The organism is Gottfriedia sp. ABJ_BB2_2 (assembly GCF_055484705.1).
This window is the reverse complement of the sequence record NZ_JBVFKR010000001.1, coordinates 294,440-308,086: the sequence shown is the minus strand read 5'-3', so window position 1 is coordinate 308,086 and position 13,647 is coordinate 294,440. Positions and strand designations below refer to the sequence as shown.

The following is a 13,647-nucleotide window of genomic DNA, read 5'->3' as shown; positions in this document are numbered from 1 at the left end:
AAATTTGTAAACGATTACCTGAAATATGACATTTGTCATATCGAACACATGACGCATGCTACTACCAATGTAATGTCTTACTATTTATAATTAGGATTACATCTTGAAACTAAGTATTGAACTTGAGGAAGGAAATAGTAAATGTCACAACAACAAAATCAAAAAAATTTGCGAAAACAAATTATTCCTTATGAAAAATCAAATCTAAAAGCTAGTATCTGGCAAATGATTAACACCTTTGTACCATTTATTATTTTATGGATTCTTGCTTATAAAAGTTTATCCACTTCAATTTTTTTAACATTGATCTTTGATTTAGCAGCAGCTTTATTTTTAATTAGAATCTTTATTATTTTTCATGATTGCTGTCATCAGTCATTCTTTAAAAATAAGACAGCTAACAAAGTTTTAGGAACTATCACGGGAATTGTTACTTTATTCCCTTTTAGTCAATGGAAGCATAGTCATTCAATTCACCATGCAACGAGTAGTAACTTAGACAAAAGAGGCGTTGGTGATATGTGGGTTTTAACTGTTGAGGAATATGTATCTGCATCAACTTGGACGAAGCTTGCATATCGACTTTACCGTAATCCACTTGTTATGTTTGGATTTGGACCAATTTACATTGTACTATTTGCAAATCGTTTTAATGCAAAAAATGCAAAATTAAAAGAAAGATTAAACACTTATATAACAAATATCGCTATCGTAGGATTATCAGCATTATTTTGCATTCAAATCGGATGGGAAAACTTTTTAATCATTCAAGGGCCGATCTTTTTTGTAAGTGCAGCACTTGGTATATGGTTGTTCTATGTACAACATCAATTTGAGGATACTTATTTCGAAGAAGACGAAAATTGGGATTATGTTAAAGCAGCAGTTGAAGGAAGTTCATTTTATAAACTTCCAAAATTATTGCAATGGTTAACAGGAAATATTGGTTATCACCATGTACATCATCTAAGCCCAAGAGTTCCAAATTATCATTTAGAAGATGTGCATAACAACACATTACCACTACAAAACGTACCAACAATTACACTTAAAACGAGCTTATCATCTTTAAAATTCCGTTTATGGGATCAGGAAAACAAAAAATTCATTAGCTTTAAAGAATTAAAAGCAATGTATAACGTAAATCGCGAAAGTTCAGACTCTGTCTGAGCTTTTGATTTATGTCTTTGAATCAAAAATTTAAAGTAAAACGAACAGTCTGAAATTATGTTAAAATTAAAAAAAGATTCAATTTTTCACTTCAAAAAAAGAGGACAACTTCATGTTAAAAAGATATTTGCTTTTCTTAAAAAGTACTGGAATCTCTCCATATATTTGGACTGTTTTAAGTATCTTGCCATTTTATTTTATATTTCTTTCATCACCTTCGACGTTTGAAATCGTCTATGGAGTCATTCTTACAGTATTATTTTTCGTACTTTATAGAATCGCATACGTTTCAAAAGGCTGGTCAATTTATTTATGGTCAAGCATCCTCATTAGTATTTCAATCATTATGACGATTCAATTTAGCTATGTATACTTTGCTTTTTTTAACGCATATTTAATTGGTAATAAGAAAAACCGCGTTACTTTTTTAACCTTATATATTATTCATCTAGTAATCACAACAATTTCTATCAACCTAACAATCATATTTCAAGAAGATTTTATGATTAAACAATTACCATTTGTTGTTATTACATGGATCAGTGTAATTTTATTACCTTTTAGTATCCATAGTCGAAATGAAAGAGGTCAATTAGAAGAAAAACTTGTTGATGCCAATAAAAGAATTTCTGATCTCGTAAAGTTAGAGGAGAGACAAAGAATAGCCAGAGATCTACATGATACGCTCGGACAGAGATTATCCTTGATTGGACTTAAAAGTGATTTAGCACGTAAATTAATTACAAAAGATCCTGAACAAGCACAAAATGAATTAAAAGATGTACAACAAACTGCAAGAACAGCGTTAAATGAAGTTCGGAAAATAGTATCTCAGATGCGAGGTATTCGCATCAAAGACGAGATTATAAGAGTGAAGCAGATTTTATTAGCAGCTCAAATCGAATTTGAAAGTGATGTAGAGACGACGCTTACGAATGTATCACTTTTAACTGAAAATATTGTGAGTATGTGTTTAAAAGAAGCAGTTACAAATGTAGTCAAGCATAGTAAAGCAACTACCTGTTCAATTTCTTTACATCAAACTAAAAATGAACTGATCATAAACGTTATGGATAATGGGATAGGGTGCACATCAAAAGAGAATTTCACAAAAGGTTACGGTTTGATTGGAATGAGAGAAAGACTTGAATTTGTAAATGGTTCTCTAGATGTTATAAACCAAAATGGGACGACTTTAATAATGAAAGTACCAATTGATGTAAAACAGATTGAAAAGGAGTAACTTAAATGATTCGAATAGTGATAGCTGAAGATCAGCGAATGCTGTTAGGGGCCTTAGGTTCTTTGTTAAATTTAGAAGACGATATGGAAGTTGTCGGAAAAGCATCTGACGGAGAACAAGCCATTTCACTTGTAAATCAATTGCAACCTGATATTTGCATTATGGATATTGAAATGCCAAATAAAACTGGACTTGAAGCAGCAGAAGAATTAAAAAAATTTGATTGTAAAGTCATTATATTAACAACTTTTGCTCGTTCAGGATATTTTCAACGAGCATTAAAGGCTGGTGTAAAGGGTTATTTACTTAAGGATAGTCCTAGTGAGGAATTAGCAAGCTCAATTCGCAGTATTATGAACGGAAAACGAATCTATGCTCCGGAGTTAATGGACGATGTGTATAGCGAGGAGAATCCTTTAACTGAACGCGAGATAGAAGTATTAAATCTTGTGGCAGACGGTAAAAACACAAAAGAAATTGCTGATGAATTAAGCTTAAAAACTGGCACAGTGAGAAACTATATATCAATGATTTTAGATAAATTAGAGGTTAAAAATAGGATTGAAGCAATTAAACAGTCAAAGGAAAAAGGTTGGTTTAAATAATTTAGGTAGAATGAAAAAGCGATTCCTCATAGAATCGCTTTTTAGTTTATTATTATGATTTTTTTTGTGGTAAACTTTTAAAAAATAAATCTAGTTCAGCATTAAATTTATCCGTTTCTTCTAAAAATAATAAATGACTACTATTATAAAAAGGGACAAACTTAGCGTCTTTCATTTTACTTTGTATAAATTCACCTGCCGCTAATGGAAAGAAGCCAGCGCTCCCAAAGCAAATTAAAGTTGGGACATTTACATTTGATAATGTATCTCGATAATCTACTGCAGTTTGATTAAATAAGATCGTACTTGCAATTGCAGCTGGCAATCGGTTCATTTCTTCTAATATCCATTTATGATCATTCGGATCAGGTTTTTCTTTAAACATACCGTAGATAAATTCGCTATTAAACGTATGTTGATCTTCCTGAATAGATTGCATTACATTTTTTAAGATATTGAAATCAAATGCACCATATTCCCAATCTGGCCATATATAATCTGACGCAGATTGATCAACGATTGTTAATGCTTTTATTTGATTTGTACCAAACTGATTTACATAGTCCCATAGAACAAATGCACCCATTGACCATCCAACTAAAATGACATCTTTTAATTCTAACTTATCGATAAAGTATTTCAAATCCTTAGCATATTGAGCAACAGTGTGTCCATCCATTACATGCGTTGACTGTCCGTGAGCACGTAAATCTAGCGTAATCACACGATAATGTTCTTTAAAATAGGGTACTTGTTTATAGAAAAATTTACTACTCATCATCACACCGTGTATAAAAATGACAGGTTGACCTTCACCAAACTCTTCATAATGTAGTTTCGTATTGGCGTTAATTTCAATATAAGGCATGAAATGACCCCCATACTTGGATTTGTATTTACTATTAATTTATTACAAATTTATTTGGATAATGCCTAAAGTAAATGATGAATAGCAATTAACAAAACAAAAAAGGGTAGTGGAGCATAAAGTCACACTAACCCTTAGAAATTATTTATTTCATTGTTTTTAAAGCGTTGTAACGATCAGCTGCTTTTTGATCTTCTGTCTTTGTAAAGTCGTAGTTATAAATTGCACCTTCAAAGTCACCATACATCGGATTTGGAAGTTGAATATATTTAGCCCCTAAATCTTTAGCAATTTTATCTACGTTATTGTAACGAGTATGTAAATCTGCTTTATAGAAAATATCTGAAAGATCGTTTGCATTGTCTCCAATTAACATCACAATTTCATGTGTTTTCGCAATCTCTTGTTGTCTCGGTCCTTTTTGAGATGTAGTAGATTTTAATAATAGGTGCTTTTCATCTAAATTTGGTAAACCATGTAATTTCATATTTTTAACTGTATCTGCTCGTTCTGCTTCAGTACGGTTAGAAACATAATAAATATCTACTTTTAATTTTTTAGCTGTTAATAAGAAATCTTTTGCTCCTGGAATTAAATCCGCTTTAGCCATTTGAACCCATTCAGCCCAACCCTCTGGATAAGCAGCGTTATTTTTAATTGTCCATGCAGTGTGAGGCGAGTTATCCAGTACTGTTTCATCAATATCTAAAACAACTGCTGCTGGTTTACCTTTTTTCTTATTTTTCTTTTCCTTAGCATTCTTTTTCATCATAGTTTCTGCAAGTTCTTCTTTTGCAACATTATACGATTGAATTTGCAATGCCTTATTTTCTGCTGATGTTTGGAACCAGTTTGTAGCCATTACTAAATGTTCTTGAGTACTTTTTTGCAAATTGGCTCTACTACTATTGATTCCAGTAAGAGATCCTACAGCAAATGCAGCGATGATTGAAGCTGAAACTAATGTTTTTTTCATGATAGTCTCCTTTTTAAAAAATTAATTTTATTAGAAACGTTATTACGTTACCAATCTGAATAGAAAAATATGTACTTTCATATTGGTTGATAAACAGAAATAATTTAAGTAAAATCACAGATATTCCCATGGTTGTTTTTTCCTAAACTCTAAAAAATATGCAATTTTTAAACGAAAATTTTGTAATTATAATTTTATTAAATAATTAATTAAATCTTTAGATAAAAATAGAAATAAAAAGTTAGAAGTTAATGATTAAGATAACAGCTAACTTAAAAAATTCTAAATAGTAATTTACTATTAATCAAATTAATGGTAATATTGAAAAAATTATTTAGCGATGAAGAGAAGAGTAGATAAATGATGTCTTTACAGAGAGCTCCGTTAAGCTGAAAAGGAGTAAGATTGATTGATTGAAGCAAGTCTCTGAGCTTCACATTGGAATCGGAATGATTAGAGGATAGTGTGACAGGTGCTCCTGTTATAGAGCATAGGTATTTATTTAAATACCTAAGGAGGTTAATATGGTGACATATTGACAAACTGGGGTGGTACCGCGACTTTCAAATCTCGTCCCCAAGACATTAGTCTTGGAGGTGAGGTTTTTTTTGTTGGAAAGGAAAAATTTTGTTAAGGGGGGACAGGATGTATATTAGGAATTATTTCAAACGTCAGAAATCCATTTTTATTATGTTAGCAAGTATTGGACTTTCAAATATTGGAGGTTGGATTTATTTCATAGCTCTAAATCTAATTATTCTTGATACAACTTCTTCAGCGTTTGCTGTCTCACTATTATATATTTTAAAACCATTAGCTACTCTATGTACTAATTTTTGGAGCGGTAGCATAATTGATCGAATCAATAAACGAAATGTAATGTTGGCTTTAGATTTTATTAGAGCATTATTTATCATATGTTTACCTTTGATTTCGTCTTTATGGTTTATTTATATTTGTGTATTTTTGATTAATATGGCTGGCGACATTTTTTATCAAGCGTCAATGGTTTATTTGACCAAGCTTGTTCCAGAAGAAATGAGACAGCGATTTAATTCATTCCGTAGTTTAATAGGTTCTGGCGCATTTGTACTTGGTCCATCGGTTGCAGGGTTACTTTTTATGATGGGAACACCAGCATTTGCAATCATCATCAATGGTATTGCATTAATTTTGTCGGGCGTATTAACTATGTTCTTACCAAACATTGAGAAGGAAGAAGAGCTAGATTTCTCCAATTCAAAATTTGGATATCAAGTTCTAAAAAAAGATTGGAATATAGTAATTACATTTTGTCGATCACAAATTAAAATGTTATGCGTTTTTGCTCTTTTTTACTTTATCATCATCATGACAAAAACCATTGATTCATTAGAGGCAGCATTTTCTAAAGAAGTATTGAATTTATCTAATACAAAATACGGTTTTCTAGTTAGTATAGCTGGAATTGGATTTGTGTTTGGTTCAGTTGTTAATTCAATTTTTACAAATCGTTTCAAATCTACTAAATTAATAGGTTATGGATCTATATTTTTATCATGTGGTTACATCATTTATGCATTTTCAAGTGAATTTAAAAGTGCTTCGTTAGGATTCTTTTTACTATCTTTTGCACTTGCCTTTGCAAATACTGGATTTGATACGTATTATCAAAAACAAATACCTGTTGAAATAATGGGCAGAGTGGGGAGTCTATTTGGATTATTACAAGCATTTTTCATCATTATTTTTACAATACTCTTTGGTGCATTAACAAATTGCGTTTCTTTGCAAAAAATTATCATAGTTGCTTCAATCTGTTTGTTTTTAATTGCAGTGATTTTACATGGTATGATTACATTTTTTTATGAAAAAAGATTAAAAAAAGCGGGATTTTCTCAGTTCTCTAATAAATAAATCATTTTAACTTTATTTAAGATTAGTAGTCAGATTAATTAGAAAAATGAATATTTTGTGGTATTATTTATTGTTGAAGTGTTATTTAAAACTATTATTTAAGGAGAATTGAATAATGAGAAAAGTATTATTGTTTGTTTATGACTCATTTGCAGAATTTGAAGTCTCAATATTAATAACCTGTTTAAAGGGCGCAGGAATACAATTAGAAACTGTTTCTATAAATAATAATGATAAACCAATTATTTCTGCAGGAAATTTAAAAATATTAGCAGATCACTCTGTTGAAAAGGTTAATAGTAATGATTATGAGGCTTTATTAATTCCTGGAGGATCACCTCACCCTTTATTAGAAAATGAAATACTACTTTCGTTGATTAAAGATTTTTACACTAACAATAAATTGATTGCTGCAATTTGCGGTGGACCAGCGCTATTAGGAGCAGCAGGTATTTTAGATGAAATAAGCTATACAGCTTCTCTTTCTATGGATGATAAAGAGTACATTAATGTATTAAATTGGGAAAATAAACAGGACGATTATCTAGTGAATGATCACAAAGTTATTACAGCAACGGGATCCAATTATTTAAAATTTGCTGAGGAAGTATTACGTGCACTTGGAACGATTACTGAATATGATAAAGAGCCATTAAAATACTTCGCTGTCCCGTCATCTAATTAAAAGAAGGTGTGTAAATGAATATTCATTTAGAAAGTGTTACACGAGGTAATTGGGAAAAAGCGTTAAATCTTACTGTTAATAAGGAACAAAGCAACTTTGTTCCATCAGTGTCGGTTTCTTTAGCAAAAATTTATATAAAACCAGATGGTGATCATGTTGAATATATTCCCTTTTCTATTTATCATGACGAAGAATTAGTAGGATTTATCATGTTTGCTTACGAAGAGGATTCTACAAATATGTATTGGATTAATGGCTTTTTAATAGATTCAAAGTTTCAAGGAAATGGTTTTGGAAAAGCCGCTTTACATGAAATCGTAAAATGGATTTTTGATAAATTTTCAATCTGTGAAGAAATACGATTGACAGTTCATAAAGATAATCATTTAGCCAAGAATTTATATGAAAATTTTGGTTTTATACCTAATTGTGACGAATATCATGATGAAGAAGTATGGGTTTATAAAAAATGAAGTAGTAATAGCAATTACAGGCGATTCTTATTTTGAATCGTTTTTTTGACTCATTTATTAAAGCTTACATGACTATATTTAAGCTGATTAAAAGGTTTATTGAATCCGATTGATATAATAAAACTAACAATTGCTTATTTAAAATATGCCGCCATAAATAATATTAAAATGCAAACAACCTAATTTAAGAAATCTGTAAGCATTTTTAAAGAATAATCAGTTAAGGAATAAGAATTTCGTGGTAAAATATGGTGAATATTTTCATTCAATACTTGTTTGAGTGAAAATTGAACAGAGACAAAAAATAAACAGTTTATACGAAATCATTCTAGTACAATATTAAAGTGATATACTCATTTCTGACCAAATTAATTTTAATTATTATAGGGAGAAAATTCTATGCCGATTTTATGGGGAGTTATTGCAGGTGTGTTAACTTTTATAATCTCAGAATCAGCTCCATTTCAACCAATTTTTATTACAAATATTTTATTAGGAATAATCGCAGGGTTGTTATTTGAGCGTAGAAATTCAGCTAAGTAATATCATAAAATGAATTTTATACAAAAGTAGGAGAAATACATATGAAAATATTAGTAACAGGTGGCACTGGATATATAGGAAGTACAGTTTGTTATGCTTTAATTGATAACGGACATGTTCCAGTCATTTTAGACAAAAACGATCGTGAAGAATTTACTTTCGGTAAGATTTTTTATCAAGGAGACATATCTGATAAGAAGCTACTTAAAAAAATTATTACCGAGCATCCAGATATAGATTTTACAATTCATCTGGCAGCAATGACGGTTGTTCCTGATTCTGTAAAGGATCCTAGTGAATATTATACAGAAAATGTGACAAAATCAATTGCATTATTTACAAACTTAAAAGAATTTGGGTACCACAAAATCGTATATAGTTCTTCGGCTTCAATTTATGATGATCCAATTGATTTAGTCGTAACAGAAGAATCACCGTTAAATCCTAGAAGTCCATACGCAAGAACTAAATATATGACAGAGATGATTCTCGAAGACTTTTGCTATGCATATGGAATAAGAGGCATGTCATTGCGATATTTTAATCCAATTGGTGCTGATCCGAAAATGCGTACAGGTGCAACAATTAAATTTCCTTCTCATTTACTTGGTAAGTTATTAAAATCTGTTTCAGAAGAAGGGGAACTATTTAAGATTACGGGTACTAATTGGCCAACTAAAGATGGAACTGGCATAAGAGACTATATTCATATTTGGGATTTGGCAATGGCTCACGTAAAAGCTGTTGAAAATTTTGAAAATGCATTTGAATTATCTGATGAACCACAAAAACCGTATCTAGTCTTAAATATTGGAAAAGGCGAAGGGATCACAGTAAAAGAATTTATTTCTATTTTTGAAAGTGTATATGGAAAAACAATTGAAAAAATTGAAGCTGAACCTAGATTAGGTGACGTTGCAGGTGCATTTGCAAATGTAGAGAAAGTAAATAAACTATTAAATTGGTCCGCGTCTTTATCAATAGAAGAAGGTATGAAGGATGCGATGAAGTGGAATGAACGAAGAAATTATAGCTAATTCATTAAATTTACTTAGATAAAAATATAATTGTTTTAATGATAATAGGTTTATCGATAGTGCATGTTCGGAGGATATAAAATGTTACATATTTATTTAACAAGACACGGGGAAACAGAGTGGAATATTCAACATCGCTTACAAGGATGGAAGGACTCACCTTTAACATCAAAAGGTGTTAATGATGCGATTGCACTTAGTCAAAAAATATCTGGAATTCGTTATCAGTCTATCTATTCAAGTCCGAGTATGAGAGCATTTAACACTGCTAAAATTTTATCCGGTGATAAAGACATTCCGATTATACAAGATGAAAATTTAAGAGAAATAAATTTTGGTGATTGGGAAGGGAAAACGAAGGCTGAAATTAATGAACGATTTGAAAATGAGTTTTCATCACTATGGGAATCGCCAAGTTCATATGACCATCAACCGCATAATGGAGAAAGCCTAAGTAATGTAAGAAAAAGAGTTGAAAAAGTATTAAAAAATATCATCAAAACAAATAAAGATGGCAATGTATTAATCGTTACACACGCTGTCATCGTTGCGACTATAATTGCATATTTTAAAAATGTACCTATTGAAAAACTTTGGGATATTCCATTTGTACATGGAACGAGTTTGACTCATATAGAAATAGATGTTGAAAATGAGGATGTAAACATTAAAATATTATGTGACATGGCACATTTACAAGATAGTATTTAATCTACAAAAACACTAATAAAAATAAATAACTTAGGCTTAAAATTACAATAATATAAATAGTAATGTAATAAGTGGACAGGACCAAATCGTATTTGATTTGGTCTTCTTATTTTTTGTGAAATCAACATTTTATCAAGCATTCTCATTTTTTATGAAAGTAAAGGGATGAGGAGTGTTTTTTTCAATATATTAGATCGTTTTATATGATTTAATGTCTTCATCTTGTTTATTTGCTTCCTTATCTATTACTTTTAATAGTAAAATCATAACAATCACATAGATGACGTCAAGAAAATACATCATGAGTTCCATATAAGTTGTTTGTAACATTATCCCTAACATAGCTCCCATCATTCCACCCATTATTCCTGCAGTAATCCCTTCTAGTGCTGCCATTTGTGAGATTGGCTTGCCTGTTAAAAATCCAATTGACATTCCTATCACGATGGAGATAATAGTGGGAATGGACAAATCTGTCGATCGAAACATGATTCCTAAGACTGTTCCAATCGTAACACTTGCCATCATAGAATTTGTCATACTGGCCATTTTTCCTACTGTACATGACAGTTTATTTTTCTTTTTAGTTGCGACAATGATGACATAACTTGATAATAGAACAGTTAAAATAATACTCGCCCATTCCAACACTCAAATCATTCCCTTCTAATGGGTAATCTTTGATGAAGTAGAGAAAAATGAAAGTTGATGATTATTTATCGTTTCAACTCATTAATATGAGCATGAAAGGTAAGTATGAATTAAAAAGAAAAAAAGATAGTAATTTAAACAATACTATCTTTAACATACCTATTAATCTACAACAATATAAGCAATCATTGGAGCTGCGTCAGCTGTTGTTGAGTGCGTATCACAAATTAAACGATAAGTTCCTTCTTTTTTAAACTGTACACTAACTTCTGTTGTTTCGCCTTTTTTTACAACTCCTGAAACATTTGTACCTTCAATATGAAAATGATGCTCCATTCCATTAATACCATGTAATTGTAAGAGAACTTTTTGATTTTCCTCAACATTGATCGTACCAGGGTCCCAGCGATAAGCCTCAATTTCTGAACCATTATCTAACTTGGTAGAAAATTCACCTGTGACCATATGTATCTCAACAGTTTCTAATGGTTTTTCTTTTGTTGTCGTTTCCGCCGATTTAGGTAATAGATAATACCATGCGCTTAAACCCATAACGATGAAAACGAAGCTAAAAAGAATCCATTTTTTCTTAATGACAACGAAATGCATAATTGTTCCCCCTAATCTCTTTTTTATTAATAGAATATGCTTAAGAGATCAAGAACTTGTCTAATAAAAAAGTAAATTATGCATGTCTAAAAGAAATATTTTATTTTTATGTGATTGCTATTTAAAGAATATTAAATCTTAACATAGTAATATATAATGAGAATGTAGTCATCTAAAATATGGAGGGATACGATGTTTAAAAAAGTTTTAGCAAGACTTGGGATTGGCGCAGCCACAGTAAATACAATTATACATACAAAAGATTTATATCCAGGAAAAAAAGTTGAAGGAACAGTAGAAATCAATGGTGGATCAGTAGCTCAAGAAATTAACCATATCGCACTTAAATTAAAAGCTTATGCAAAAAAGAAAAGTGGAGATGGCGAAGTATCTGTAAAAATTCAATTACATGAAGAACGAGTTAGTGGAAACTTAATTATAGGAGCAAATGAACAAAGATCTATTCCATTTTCATTCCAATTACCATACTATGCTCCAATTACAATCGGCCATGGGCAAGTATGGATTGAAACTGATTTAGATATTGATCTAAGTTTCGATCCTACTGATGTAGATTATTTAAAAATAAATGCTCATGAAGAATTATCAAACTTTGTAGAAGCATTTAAATTGTTAGGCTTCAGATTACGCCAAGTGGAAGTAGAAGCTCAAGATGGCCGTTTCTATCAAGAATGGGAATTCGTACCTAACTCAAAAAGAGAATGGCGCTTCGATGAAATCGAATGTATGATTGAACCAAATAAAGACGGTTTATTTATGAGAGTCGCTGTGGATAAAGCAGGGGCACACCGCGGTTTAGCTGGATTATTACAAGAATCTCTGGGCTTAGACGAAAAGAAAACTGCACTGACATTTACAAATGCTCAACTAAAAGATGCACATGCAGTAGCGTCAACCTTAAGAGCTTTCTTACAACAATATAATTAACAACAAATAATTCTGTTAATAAATAACAAACAAAATGGCAACTAATTTAGTTGTCATTTTTTATTGATAAAAAAAATTCAATTGACTCTATGCGCTTTTTTCTATTCGATATATTATAAATTAACCCTATTCATACAGTTCATTTTACTCTACAATTAAATTTGGTATTGGCTAAATTTTACAAATTACTTTTTAAAAGGAGAATCTTTATGAATTCAAACGTAAGAACGTTAAAATTTATATCTGGTGGCTATGAAGCGATTTTGGGGATTCCGATCATTGGTGCTTCAATCGTTTTAGGATTTGGATGGTTTCCACTCGTTGTAGCACTGATCATTCATATTATTACATTAGCATTAGCAAAAAAAGCTGGTTTTACGGCATATGGTAATATTTTTGGAATTATTACTTCTTGTTTAGCGTGGATTCCTGGACTTGGTTGGATTATGCATGTGCTTTCAGCAGTATTTATTCTAATTGGTGCATTCTTGCAAAAGTCCAAATGATAAAGTTCAGTATTTGTTATGGCATTAGCACAAACGAAATACTTTTTATGTAAAGTGCAGAAAGTAGGGATAAATTGGTATTTTTCTTATTAAGTATTTTTATAATACTTTTTGTATTAGGAATATTATTACTGATAAAAGGGTTTGTCTTAAAAGGAGTGCTTTTTCTAATTGGTAGTATTATTTTCTTGCTTTTTATAATTATGTATTATGAGCGAAGAAAAAGAAAACATAAGTATAAGAAAGATTGCGATTGCATCGATTGTAGTGATGCTTTTATACCTGACTGCGATTTTTTGGATTTCAAGTTTAAAAAAGGCGGTTTAGACTGTACGCCAGATTGTGACTGTAGTCCTGATTGTTCGAATTAATGTGGGGGGATATAAATTGATTTTATTCCAATGGATACCATGTCATCGCAGAATAGATCGTTCGATTAAAATATCTAATTATACATTCCCACTTTGTGCGAGATGCTCTGGCATATTACTTGGATATTTCATTTTACCTTTATTATTTATACAATCCCAAATGATAAATTGGTGGTTCATTCCATTACTAATGATACCACTCCTTATTGACGGTTTTACGCAAAAATGGAAGTGGAGAGAAAGTAATAATAGTTTGCGAATCATCACTGGCATATTATTTGGAATCGCTCAATCAATATTGATTGTTAAGAGTGTTATTTTACTCTTGAATTTTCTTTCTTAGATTATACATAAC

At 30.8% G+C, this 13,647-nt stretch carries 16 protein-coding genes and 1 other annotated feature; of the genes, 12 read left to right on the top strand and 4 right to left on the bottom strand.

Going from position 1 to position 13,647, the window contains the following annotated elements:
• The first annotated feature begins 141 nt into the window (after positions 1 to 141).
• The 3 genes from desA (at position 142) to ACX6U0_RS01665 (ending at position 3,018) form a co-directional block, all read left to right on the top strand.
• Positions 142 to 1,170, top strand: a complete 1,029-nt coding sequence (gene desA, locus ACX6U0_RS01675) for a Delta(5) desaturase DesA (RefSeq protein WP_464958274.1) — start codon at positions 142 to 144, stop codon at positions 1,168 to 1,170.
• Positions 1,171 to 1,282: 112 nt separating this feature from the next.
• Entirely contained in the window at positions 1,283 to 2,413 is a 1,131-nt protein-coding gene (locus tag ACX6U0_RS01670) for a sensor histidine kinase (RefSeq protein ID WP_464958273.1), read from the top strand.
• Between the two features lie 5 nt (positions 2,414 to 2,418).
• Positions 2,419 to 3,018 carry a response regulator transcription factor gene (locus tag ACX6U0_RS01665; RefSeq protein ID WP_087998019.1) on the top strand — a complete coding sequence of 200 codons (600 nt, stop codon included), beginning with the start codon at positions 2,419 to 2,421 and terminating at the stop codon, positions 3,016 to 3,018.
• 52 nt (positions 3,019 to 3,070) lie between these two features.
• On the opposite strand, the gene ACX6U0_RS01660 is transcribed toward ACX6U0_RS01665, so the two are convergent.
• Positions 3,071 to 3,886 (bottom strand): alpha/beta fold hydrolase, encoded by an 816-nt coding sequence (locus tag ACX6U0_RS01660; protein WP_464958272.1) that lies wholly within the window; start codon positions 3,884 to 3,886, stop codon positions 3,071 to 3,073.
• Between the two features lie 145 nt (positions 3,887 to 4,031).
• Entirely contained in the window at positions 4,032 to 4,862 is an 831-nt protein-coding gene (locus tag ACX6U0_RS01655) for a 5'-nucleotidase, lipoprotein e(P4) family (RefSeq protein ID WP_464958271.1), read from the bottom strand.
• A gap of 331 nt (positions 4,863 to 5,193) precedes the next feature.
• Positions 5,194 to 5,443, top strand: a binding site (T-box leader).
• 64 nt (positions 5,444 to 5,507) lie between these two features.
• On the opposite strand from ACX6U0_RS01655, the gene ACX6U0_RS01650 reads away from it, so the two are divergent.
• The 6 genes from ACX6U0_RS01650 to ACX6U0_RS01625 all read left to right on the top strand — a co-directional run bounded on the left by ACX6U0_RS01650 (position 5,508) and on the right by ACX6U0_RS01625 (position 10,207).
• Positions 5,508 to 6,758 (top strand): MFS transporter, encoded by a 1,251-nt coding sequence (locus ACX6U0_RS01650; RefSeq protein WP_464958270.1) that lies wholly within the window; start codon positions 5,508 to 5,510, stop codon positions 6,756 to 6,758.
• A 115-nt stretch (positions 6,759 to 6,873) separates the two neighbouring features.
• A complete protein-coding gene (locus ACX6U0_RS01645; protein ID WP_464958269.1) occupies positions 6,874 to 7,443 on the top strand; it encodes a DJ-1/PfpI family protein in 570 nt (189 codons plus the stop codon).
• A 14-nt stretch (positions 7,444 to 7,457) separates the two neighbouring features.
• Complete coding sequence (locus ACX6U0_RS01640; protein WP_464958268.1) at positions 7,458 to 7,916, top strand: GNAT family N-acetyltransferase; 459 nt, start codon at positions 7,458 to 7,460, stop codon at positions 7,914 to 7,916.
• 399 nt (positions 7,917 to 8,315) lie between these two features.
• Positions 8,316 to 8,459 carry a hypothetical protein gene (locus ACX6U0_RS01635; RefSeq protein WP_464958267.1) on the top strand — a complete coding sequence of 48 codons (144 nt, stop codon included), beginning with the start codon at positions 8,316 to 8,318 and terminating at the stop codon, positions 8,457 to 8,459.
• Positions 8,460 to 8,500: 41 nt separating this feature from the next.
• On the top strand, positions 8,501 to 9,496 hold the full coding sequence (galE, locus tag ACX6U0_RS01630; protein ID WP_464958266.1) for a UDP-glucose 4-epimerase GalE: 996 nt from the start codon (positions 8,501 to 8,503) through the stop codon (positions 9,494 to 9,496).
• Positions 9,497 to 9,577: 81 nt separating this feature from the next.
• Entirely contained in the window at positions 9,578 to 10,207 is a 630-nt protein-coding gene (locus ACX6U0_RS01625) for a histidine phosphatase family protein (RefSeq protein WP_464958265.1), read from the top strand.
• Positions 10,208 to 10,396: 189 nt separating this feature from the next.
• On the opposite strand, the gene ACX6U0_RS01620 is transcribed toward ACX6U0_RS01625, so the two are convergent.
• Both ACX6U0_RS01620 and ACX6U0_RS01615 read right to left on the bottom strand, forming a co-directional pair.
• Complete coding sequence (locus tag ACX6U0_RS01620) at positions 10,397 to 10,858, bottom strand: hypothetical protein (protein WP_464958264.1); 462 nt, start codon at positions 10,856 to 10,858, stop codon at positions 10,397 to 10,399.
• A gap of 162 nt (positions 10,859 to 11,020) precedes the next feature.
• A complete protein-coding gene (locus tag ACX6U0_RS01615) occupies positions 11,021 to 11,467 on the bottom strand; it encodes a cupredoxin domain-containing protein (RefSeq protein WP_464958263.1) in 447 nt (148 codons plus the stop codon).
• Positions 11,468 to 11,659: 192 nt separating this feature from the next.
• Between ACX6U0_RS01615 and ACX6U0_RS01610 the strand changes: the two genes are divergently transcribed.
• The 3 genes from ACX6U0_RS01610 (at position 11,660) to ACX6U0_RS01600 (ending at position 13,635) form a co-directional block, all read left to right on the top strand.
• The gene (locus ACX6U0_RS01610) at positions 11,660 to 12,415 is read left to right on the top strand and encodes a sporulation protein (protein WP_464958262.1); all 756 of its coding nucleotides are present in this window, start codon (positions 11,660 to 11,662) and stop codon (positions 12,413 to 12,415) included.
• A gap of 209 nt (positions 12,416 to 12,624) precedes the next feature.
• Positions 12,625 to 12,921: a hypothetical protein gene (locus tag ACX6U0_RS01605; protein ID WP_464958261.1), complete on the top strand. Its 297-nt coding sequence runs from the start codon at positions 12,625 to 12,627 to the stop codon at positions 12,919 to 12,921.
• A gap of 387 nt (positions 12,922 to 13,308) precedes the next feature.
• A complete protein-coding gene (locus ACX6U0_RS01600; protein ID WP_464958260.1) occupies positions 13,309 to 13,635 on the top strand; it encodes a DUF2085 domain-containing protein in 327 nt (108 codons plus the stop codon).
• Positions 13,636 to 13,647 lie beyond the last annotated feature (12 nt).

Excerpts from the sequence above, each read along its gene's own strand:
- desA (WP_464958274.1), top strand. The coding sequence starts at position 142 with ATGTCACAACAACAAAATCAAAAAAATTTGCGAAAACAAATTATTCCT.
- ACX6U0_RS01670 (WP_464958273.1), top strand. The coding sequence starts at position 1,283 with ATGTTAAAAAGATATTTGCTTTTCTTAAAAAGTACTGGAATCTCTCCA.
- ACX6U0_RS01665 (WP_087998019.1), top strand. The coding sequence starts at position 2,419 with ATGATTCGAATAGTGATAGCTGAAGATCAGCGAATGCTGTTAGGGGCC.
- ACX6U0_RS01660 (WP_464958272.1), bottom strand. The coding sequence starts at position 3,886 with ATGCCTTATATTGAAATTAACGCCAATACGAAACTACATTATGAAGAG.
- ACX6U0_RS01655 (WP_464958271.1), bottom strand. The coding sequence starts at position 4,862 with ATGAAAAAAACATTAGTTTCAGCTTCAATCATCGCTGCATTTGCTGTA.
- ACX6U0_RS01650 (WP_464958270.1), top strand. The coding sequence starts at position 5,508 with ATGTATATTAGGAATTATTTCAAACGTCAGAAATCCATTTTTATTATG.
- ACX6U0_RS01645 (WP_464958269.1), top strand. The coding sequence starts at position 6,874 with ATGAGAAAAGTATTATTGTTTGTTTATGACTCATTTGCAGAATTTGAA.
- ACX6U0_RS01640 (WP_464958268.1), top strand. The coding sequence starts at position 7,458 with ATGAATATTCATTTAGAAAGTGTTACACGAGGTAATTGGGAAAAAGCG.
- ACX6U0_RS01635 (WP_464958267.1), top strand. The coding sequence starts at position 8,316 with ATGCCGATTTTATGGGGAGTTATTGCAGGTGTGTTAACTTTTATAATC.
- galE (WP_464958266.1), top strand. The coding sequence starts at position 8,501 with ATGAAAATATTAGTAACAGGTGGCACTGGATATATAGGAAGTACAGTT.
- ACX6U0_RS01625 (WP_464958265.1), top strand. The coding sequence starts at position 9,578 with ATGTTACATATTTATTTAACAAGACACGGGGAAACAGAGTGGAATATT.
- ACX6U0_RS01615 (WP_464958263.1), bottom strand. The coding sequence starts at position 11,467 with ATGCATTTCGTTGTCATTAAGAAAAAATGGATTCTTTTTAGCTTCGTT.
- ACX6U0_RS01610 (WP_464958262.1), top strand. The coding sequence starts at position 11,660 with ATGTTTAAAAAAGTTTTAGCAAGACTTGGGATTGGCGCAGCCACAGTA.
- ACX6U0_RS01605 (WP_464958261.1), top strand. The coding sequence starts at position 12,625 with ATGAATTCAAACGTAAGAACGTTAAAATTTATATCTGGTGGCTATGAA.